Origin of the sequence: Nocardioides flavus (ex Wang et al. 2016) (genome assembly GCF_014653115.1) — a bacterium.
Taxonomy (GTDB): Bacteria; Actinomycetota; Actinomycetes; order Propionibacteriales; family Nocardioidaceae; genus Nocardioides; species Nocardioides flavus.
Genome location: NZ_BNAD01000007.1, coordinates 164,005 through 171,149 on the forward strand (window position 1 = coordinate 164,005; position 7,145 = coordinate 171,149).

General features: G+C 70.3%; 6 protein-coding genes. 2 read left to right on the forward strand and 4 right to left on the reverse strand.

The annotated features are described in order from the left end of the window. Positions 1-265: 265 nt before the first annotated feature. From kal to kdd, 4 genes are read right to left on the reverse strand one after another with little or no spacing between them, the layout of a single operon-like run. The gene (gene kal / locus IE200_RS13520; RefSeq protein WP_191280000.1) at positions 266-670 is read right to left on the reverse strand and encodes a 3-aminobutyryl-CoA ammonia lyase; all 405 of its coding nucleotides are present in this window, start codon (positions 668-670) and stop codon (positions 266-268) included. Next, positions 667-1,422 carry a lysine 5,6-aminomutase subunit beta gene (gene kamE / locus IE200_RS13525; RefSeq protein ID WP_191280001.1) on the reverse strand — a complete coding sequence of 252 codons (756 nt, stop codon included), beginning with the start codon at positions 1,420-1,422 and terminating at the stop codon, positions 667-669. The genes kal and kamE overlap by 4 nt, the downstream gene beginning before the upstream one ends. Further along, positions 1,419-3,002 carry a lysine 5,6-aminomutase subunit alpha gene (gene kamD / locus IE200_RS13530; RefSeq protein WP_191280002.1) on the reverse strand — a complete coding sequence of 528 codons (1,584 nt, stop codon included), beginning with the start codon at positions 3,000-3,002 and terminating at the stop codon, positions 1,419-1,421. Before kamD ends, kamE begins: the two co-directional genes overlap by 4 nt. Next, a complete protein-coding gene (gene kdd / locus IE200_RS13535; protein WP_191280003.1) occupies positions 3,002-4,084 on the reverse strand; it encodes an L-erythro-3,5-diaminohexanoate dehydrogenase in 1,083 nt (360 codons plus the stop codon). The genes kamD and kdd overlap by 1 nt, the downstream gene beginning before the upstream one ends. Before the next feature lie 165 nt (positions 4,085-4,249). Here kdd and IE200_RS13540 point away from each other — a divergent pair, with 165 nt between their 5' ends. Further along, positions 4,250-5,716 (forward strand): KamA family radical SAM protein, encoded by a 1,467-nt coding sequence (locus IE200_RS13540; RefSeq protein ID WP_191280004.1) that lies wholly within the window; start codon positions 4,250-4,252, stop codon positions 5,714-5,716. A gap of 217 nt (positions 5,717-5,933) precedes the next feature. Further along, positions 5,934-6,947 carry a type IV toxin-antitoxin system AbiEi family antitoxin domain-containing protein gene (locus IE200_RS13545; protein ID WP_191280005.1) on the forward strand — a complete coding sequence of 338 codons (1,014 nt, stop codon included), beginning with the start codon at positions 5,934-5,936 and terminating at the stop codon, positions 6,945-6,947. Positions 6,948-7,145: the final 198 nt, after the last annotated feature.

Genomic DNA, 7,145 nt, shown 5'->3' on the forward strand with positions numbered 1-7,145 from the left:
GACGGGTCGGCGGACGGAGGGCACCGCTGGCTTCGCGTACCCCACGCTCGTCTCCCCTCTGCCGAAGGCGCCACCCGCGAGCTGCACAGGCGGACCCGGGAACGATCCCTCCCGCCACGAGGAGTGTCAACACGCGGCTGACCTGCACGAATGCGCGTTCTCGCAGGTCAACGGGCTGTTCGGCCGACGAAACTCGTCAGACAAATCTTCCGGCTGGCGGCGTGTCGCGCGGACACGCCGAGAGCCGGCCGCGTTGGGGGCGTGATCAGGACCGCGGAGGCACGACGACCGTCCCGGTGGCCGTCGTGGCCACGATCGGGGGGTGGAGGACCTCGGCGGCACCGGGCGCACCCGCGGTGGGCGCACCCCTGCCGACGACGTGGACGGCGAAGTCCATCACCCGGCTGCGGGTGCCCTCGCGCACCAGCGTGGCGGTGATCTCGAGGAGGTCCCCGGCTCGCACGGGCGCTCGGAACTGCACGTCGGAGTAGGACGCGAACAGGCCCTCGTCGCCGTCGAGGACGATGCACAGCTCGGTCGCCACGTCGCCGAACAGCCCGAGGCTGTAGGCGCCGTCCACCAGGTTGCCGGCGTAGTGAGCGTGGGAGTAGGGCACGTAGCGGCGGTGGGTGACGACGGTGCCGGTGCGATCGGTCGTGGGAGTGCTCATGAGGCCTTCTCCTGCGTGGTCGGGCGGGGACCGGTGAGACGGTGGACGATGAACGAGGCGACCTCACCCGGCGTCGTTCCCCTGCTGAAGACCCGGTCGACGCCCAGCTCGTCGGCCATGGTCTCGTCGAAGCGCGGCCCGCCGACGACGAGCAGCGGGCGCGACGCCGCGGGGTAGGCCTCGCGGAACGCCGCCGACATCTCCCGGGTGTTGAGCAGGTGGGCGTCGCGCTGGGTCACGACCTGGGAGACGAGCACGGCGTCGGCCCTCTCCTCCCTGGCTGCCTCGACGAGCTGCGGGACGGAGACCTGGGCGCCGAGGTTCACGACCTTGAGCTCGCGGTAGTACTCCAGGCCCTTCTCGCCCGCGAAGCCCTTGATGTTCAGGATCGCGTCGATGCCGACCGTGTGCGCGTCGGTGCCGATGCACCCGCCGACCACGACCAGGCGCCGACGCAGGGAGCGCTTGATCGCAGCGTTGGCCTCCTTCGGCGTCAGCAGCGGGTAGTCGCGCTCGACGACCTCGACCGTGCTGGGGTCGACGAGGTGGTTCACGCGTCCGTAGACGACGAAGAACGTGAAGCCCTCCCCCATCGGCTTGGCGTGCACGACCAGGGCCGGGTCCATGCCCATCTTGTTGGCCAGCTGGACCGCGGCGCCCTCGGCCACCTTGGAGTGCTGGATCGGCAGGGTGAACGACAGCTGCACCATCCCGTCGCCGGTGGTGTCGCCGTACGGCCTGATCAGGCTCACTTGGTCCCCTCCAGGATCTCGGTCGCCGGGTTGTAGTAGCCGGGCGCCTTGCGGGCGACCCCGTCGAGGCCCTTGCCCTTGTCGGCGGGGCGCTTCATCAGCCCGAAGGTGCCGTCGGCGATGGCGGAGAGCAGCGGCGGCTGCCCCGGGACGCTGCGATCGGCCTTGATCTCCTCGAGCAGGTCCACGGCCTCGCCGAGCACCTCGCGCGCACGGGTGGCGATGAAGCCGTCGGGCGAGGGGTGGAAGTCCTCGCGCAGGTTGCCGGCGGCGTTCATGACGTAGCGGACGTTCTGCAGGGCGAGGTCGCGGTCGGAGATCCAGGGGGTGACGACGGCCTCGGTCATCATCCCGACCAGCAGGATGCCCTGGCCCGTCATCGCGCCGACGAGGTTGAAGAACCCGTCGAGCAGGTAGCCCTTGAAGATGTCGCCGGTCATGTGGCGCGTCGGCGGCATCCACTTGAGCGGCGCGTCGGGGAAGAGCTCGCGGGCGAGCATCGCGTGGGCGAGCTCGAGGCGGAACGAGTCGGGCACCTCCGGGTCGATCTCGAAGGCGTGGCCGAGCCCGAGCTGCCAGTCCTCGAGCCCGGCCTCCTTGGCGAAGTACTCGTTGAGGAGCTGGCTCGTCGTGACGGTGTGCGCCGCCTCGACGGCGTCCGCGGTGGTGAGGTAGTTGTCCTCGCCGGTGTTGATGATGATCCCGGCGCGAGCGTGGATCTGGCGGCTGAAGCGCTGGTCGACGAAGGTCCGGACCGGGTTGATGTCGCGGAACAGGATCCCGTACATCGAGTCGTTGAGCATCATGTCGAGGCGCTCGAGGCCGGCCAGCGTCGCGATCTCCGGCATGCAGAGGCCGGAGGCGTAGTTGGTCAGGCGCACGTAGCGACCCAGCTCCCGCGACGTCTCGTCGAGGGCAGCCCGCATGAGGCGGAAGTTCTCCTGGGTGGCGTAGGTGCCGGCGAAGCCCTCGCGCGTGGCACCCTCGGGCACGAAGTCGAGCAACGACTGGCCGGTCGAGCGGATCACCGCGATCACGTCGGCACCCTCGCGGGCCGCGGCCTGCGCCTGCGGGATGTCCTCGTGGATGTCGCCGGTGGCCACGATGAGGTAGATCCACGGCTTGCTGGGGGCGTCGCCGACCCTCGCGATCATCTTCTCGCGGGCGACACGCTGGCGATCGATCTGCCTGATGCCGGCGGCGACGGCCTTGCGAGACGCACCGGCGGCACGCGTGGAGTCCCTGCCCTCGGGGAGCCGGAAGGTCACCGAGCCGGCAGCCGCCTTCTGGGCGAGCGTCAGCAGGTCCTCCGCCTCGCCGCGCAGCAGCGCGTCCCACACGGGCAGGCTCACGCCGTGCTCGAGCCCGGTGTCCGCCCGTACGACGTCGGCCAGCCGGTTGACCCACGGGGTGCCGTCCGGGTCGGCGCCGCCGAGCCCGGCCAGGCGCAGCGTCGCCCGCTCGACCGAGACGGTGGTGTGGCGCCGGGCGAGGTCGACGATCGGCTTGCCGACCTGGCGCGCGAGCGTACGGGCGCGGCGTACGTCGGCGCGGTCGATGCCGAGCTGGCTGGCCGCCATCACAACCTCCGCTCGAACAGGCCGCGGACACCGGCGTCGGCGCGCAGCAGCTCCATCGCGTACGCCGCGTGGCCCGGCACGTAGCCGTTGCCGACGAGCATCCGTACGTCGGCGGCCAGTCCCTCGGCGCCGAGCGCGGCGGCGCTGAAGCTGGTGGCCATGGAGAAGAAGATGACGGTGCCGCCCTCGGCGGTCGCGAGGATCGCGCCGCCCTCGCAGCCCGGCACGTCGACGCACACGACCGTGACGTCGGCGGGCCCTCCGGCCGCCGTGACGGCGTCGCGCAGCGCGATCGGGTCGCGGGCGTCGGCGACGGTGACCACGTCGGCGATGCCGGCGTCAGCGAGGACGTCGTGCTCTCCCTGGTGCGGGACGACGCCGATGGTACGGGCGGCGCCGGCGGCGCGGGCGGCCGCGAGGCTGAGGGAGCCGGACTTGCCGGCACCACCGATGACGGCCACGACCGGAGCGCCAACCCCGTCCTGCCCGGCGCGGGCGGCGTACTCCTCCACGACGCGTCGGGTCAGTGCCGGTGCTCCGCACACGTCCATCACGCTCAACGAGAGCGCCGGGTCGAGGTCGTCGGGGACCACCTCGGCGATGGAGCGGCCGAAGAGCACGGCGTAGCCGTCGCAGGGGACCTGCTCGCTGCGGCCGTCCCAGCGGGCCAGCCCGTCCTCGATGACGAGCGGCGTGAGGGTCAGGCTGACGAGCGTCGCGACCCGGTCCCCCACCGCCAGGCCCAGGGGCGACTCGGGGCCGACCTCCTCCACGGTGCCGACGAGCATCCCGCCCGACCCCGTCACGGGGTTCTGCATCTTGCCCCGTGCGGCGACGATGTCGAGCACCTCGGCGCGGACGGCGTCCGCATCGGTCTCCCCGAACTTCGTGTGCGCGCGCTCGAGCTGGCGGAACGACGCGGCGTCGAGGTTGAGCCGCTCCACGCGGACCCGGACCTCGTCGGGCCAGAGCTCCGCGCGGGTGTCGAGCCGCTGGGCCGCCTGGGGGAGCACGGCGGGCTCGTCCAGGACACGGTGCAGGCCGGTCGGATCGCTGGTGCGGACGTCCGTGGACAGGTTCATGCAGTGCATCCTTCTAGGTTCAACGGTTTGAACCGGAAATCTTGCGGCGTGGCATTGGACTCGCCGTACGTTCTCCACGTACTCTCCCAGATGTGTCGCCGCCCACACAACCGGCGCGCCGTCAGCCCTGACCCGGCCGCGACCGGGCCCCTGCAAGGAGATCTCATGAGCATCGAGACCGCCCCCCACCTCGGTCCCGGCCTCGCCACCGGACAGCCCTATCCCTACCACCGGGTGGAGCTCGTCGAGCCCGACTGGACCCGCTTCCCCGGCTGGGCGTCGGTGACCGCCGACGAGTGGTCCTCCGTGCAGTGGCAGCGCGCGCACTGCATCAAGAACGTCAAGCAGCTGCGCGAGCTGATGGGCGACCTGCTCGACGAGCGGTTCTACGCCGACCTCGAGCGCGACCAGGCCGAGCGGGCCACCATGTCGATGCTCGTGCCGCCGCAGATGATGAACACGATGGTGCCGGCGTTCTCGCCGGGTGGAGCCGGCTCGATGACCGAGGCGTTCTACGCCGACCCGGTCCGGCACTACATGATCCCGGTGTTCAGCGACCGGCGCACCGACTGGCCGTCCCACCCGCACGCCGCACGCGACTCGCTGCACGAGCACGACATGTGGGCCACCGAGGGCCTCACCCACCGCTACCCCACCAAGGTGCTCGCCGAGCTGCTCCCGACCTGCCCCCAGTACTGCGGCCACTGCACCCGCATGGACCTCGTCGGCAACTCGACCCCGGTCATCGACAAGCTCAAGTTCGCCGGCAAGCCCAACGACCGCCTCGGCGACATGCTCGACTACCTGCGGCGCACCCCGTCGGTACGCGACGTGGTGGTATCCGGCGGAGACGTGGCCAACATGCCGTGGCCCCGCCTCGAGGCGTTCCTCATGTCCGTGCTCGAGGTCGAGAACATCCGCGACATCCGACTCGCCACCAAGGCGCTCATCGGCCTGCCGCAGCACTGGCTCCAGCCCGACGTCGTCGAGGGTGTCGCCCGGGTGGCCGGGGTCGCCCGCTCACGCGGGGTGTCGCTGGCGATGCACACCCACGCCAACCACGCGAACTCGGTGACGCCGATCGTCGCCGAGGCCTCGCGGGCGATGCTCGACGCCGGCCTGCGCGACGTACGCAACCAGGGCGTGCTGCTCAACGGCGTCAACGCCGACCCGCACGCCCTGCTCGACCTGTGCTTCCGCCTGCTCGACGGCGCGCAGATCATGCCCTACTACTTCTACATGTGCGACATGATCCCGTTCTCGGAGCACTGGCGGGTCTCGCTCGCCGACGCGCAGCGCCTGCAGCACCACATCATGGGCTACCTGCCGGGCTTCGCGACGCCGCGCATCGTGTGCGACGTGCCGTTCGTCGGCAAGCGCTGGGTGCACCAGAACGCCGACTACGACACCGAGCACGGCATCTCCTTCTGGACCAAGAACTACCGCACCTCCATCGAGTCCGACGACGCCGAGGCGCTCTCGCGTCTCTACGAGTACTACGACCCGATCCACACGCTGCCCGAGTCCGGCCAGCAGTGGTGGGAGCAGCACGGCCGTCTCGACGAGACCTCCCTCAAGGCCGCCGAGATGGCCGAGGCGTCGCGGCGTACGGCTGCTCTCCAGGCGTACTGAGGTCTGCGCGGGTCCCAGCGATCCCCGGTCAGCCGGGGATCGCTGACGTTGTCGGCCCGTGCAACGCCTGACAACGTCAGCGACTGCCTGGCAACCTCACCTCCATATGATCCCGCCGGCCGCCGCCAACCGTCCACAGGCGCGCGTCGTCCGCCGTTTTCCACACGCCCCGGAGCGAGTGACGGCAGGTGAGGTCGGTGCGGGGCAGCCTCAGACCATGGACCACCAGCTGCGAGCACTCATCGAGCTCCATGGCGTCTTCACGCGCAAGGAAGCCCTGGCGCTCGGGTACCACGACCGCGCCATCGCGCTCCTCGTCAGAATCGGCGACTGGGTGCGCGTACGTCGTGGTGCCTACGTCCTGGGTGATGGATGGGCGGGCCTGGGTGCCAACGGTCGTTACGGCGTCCTGTGCCGCGCCGTCGTGCGCCAGGCGAACACTGACGTCGTCCTGAGTCACCTGAGCTCCGCCAACGAGTACGACGCGCCGCTGTGGGACTGCGACCTCACGACCGTGCACGTCACTCGGCCGGACGAACGCGCGGGCCGGGCCGAGGCTGGCGTGGTCCAGCACCGCGGTGTCATCGCACGGGGTGGGGTGACGGGCGACCAGGCATGCGGCGAGGCATGCGGCGAGGCATGCGGCGAGGCGGGCGACGAGGATGTCGAGGTGCGCAATGGCGTCTCGGTGATGAGCGCCACACGCACAGCGTTGGAGCTCACCACTCTGCTCGACGTCGAGCACGCTCTGGTCGAGATCGACTACCTCCTGCACAACGGCCACACGACTCCCGAGAAGCTTCGGGCACGCTACGAGGCAATGACGTACTGGCCGCGGACCTTGACGACAGATCTCGTGCTGCGGCTTGCGGACGGACGCTCGGAGTCGGTGGGCGAGTCTCGTGCCCGGTTTCTCTGTTGGACCCAGCACCTCCCGGCTCCGGTTCCCAACTACCCGATCTTGGACGAGCGGGGGCTCGATGTGGCGCGGGTCGACCTGGCGTGGCCCGAGCTCGGCGTCTTCCTGGAGTTCGACGGCAAGGTGAAGTACCAGAGGCATCTGCGCGAGGGTGAGTCCGTCGTCGACTGCGTCCTGCGGGAGAAGCAGCGCGAGTCCCGGATCTGCGAGCTCACGGGGTGGCGGTGCATCCGCATCGTCTGGGCAGACCTCTACAAGCCCGTCGAGACAGCTGACCGGATCCGTCGGTTGTTCCGCACCGCCGCTGCCTGATGGGGTTGTCAGGCTCTCGCGGACGTTGTCGGCCTCTGCATTGCCTGACAACGTCAGTGATCCCCGGTTGACCGGCTCTCCTGACTGATGTGTGGGTCATGCTCGGCTTGGGAGGGCTGGTCTGTAGGGGCCGCGGCTGAGCATCGCGAGCGCGATGAGGGGTTGGGGTGAGTGGAAGCCGAACGCGATGCGGGTGAG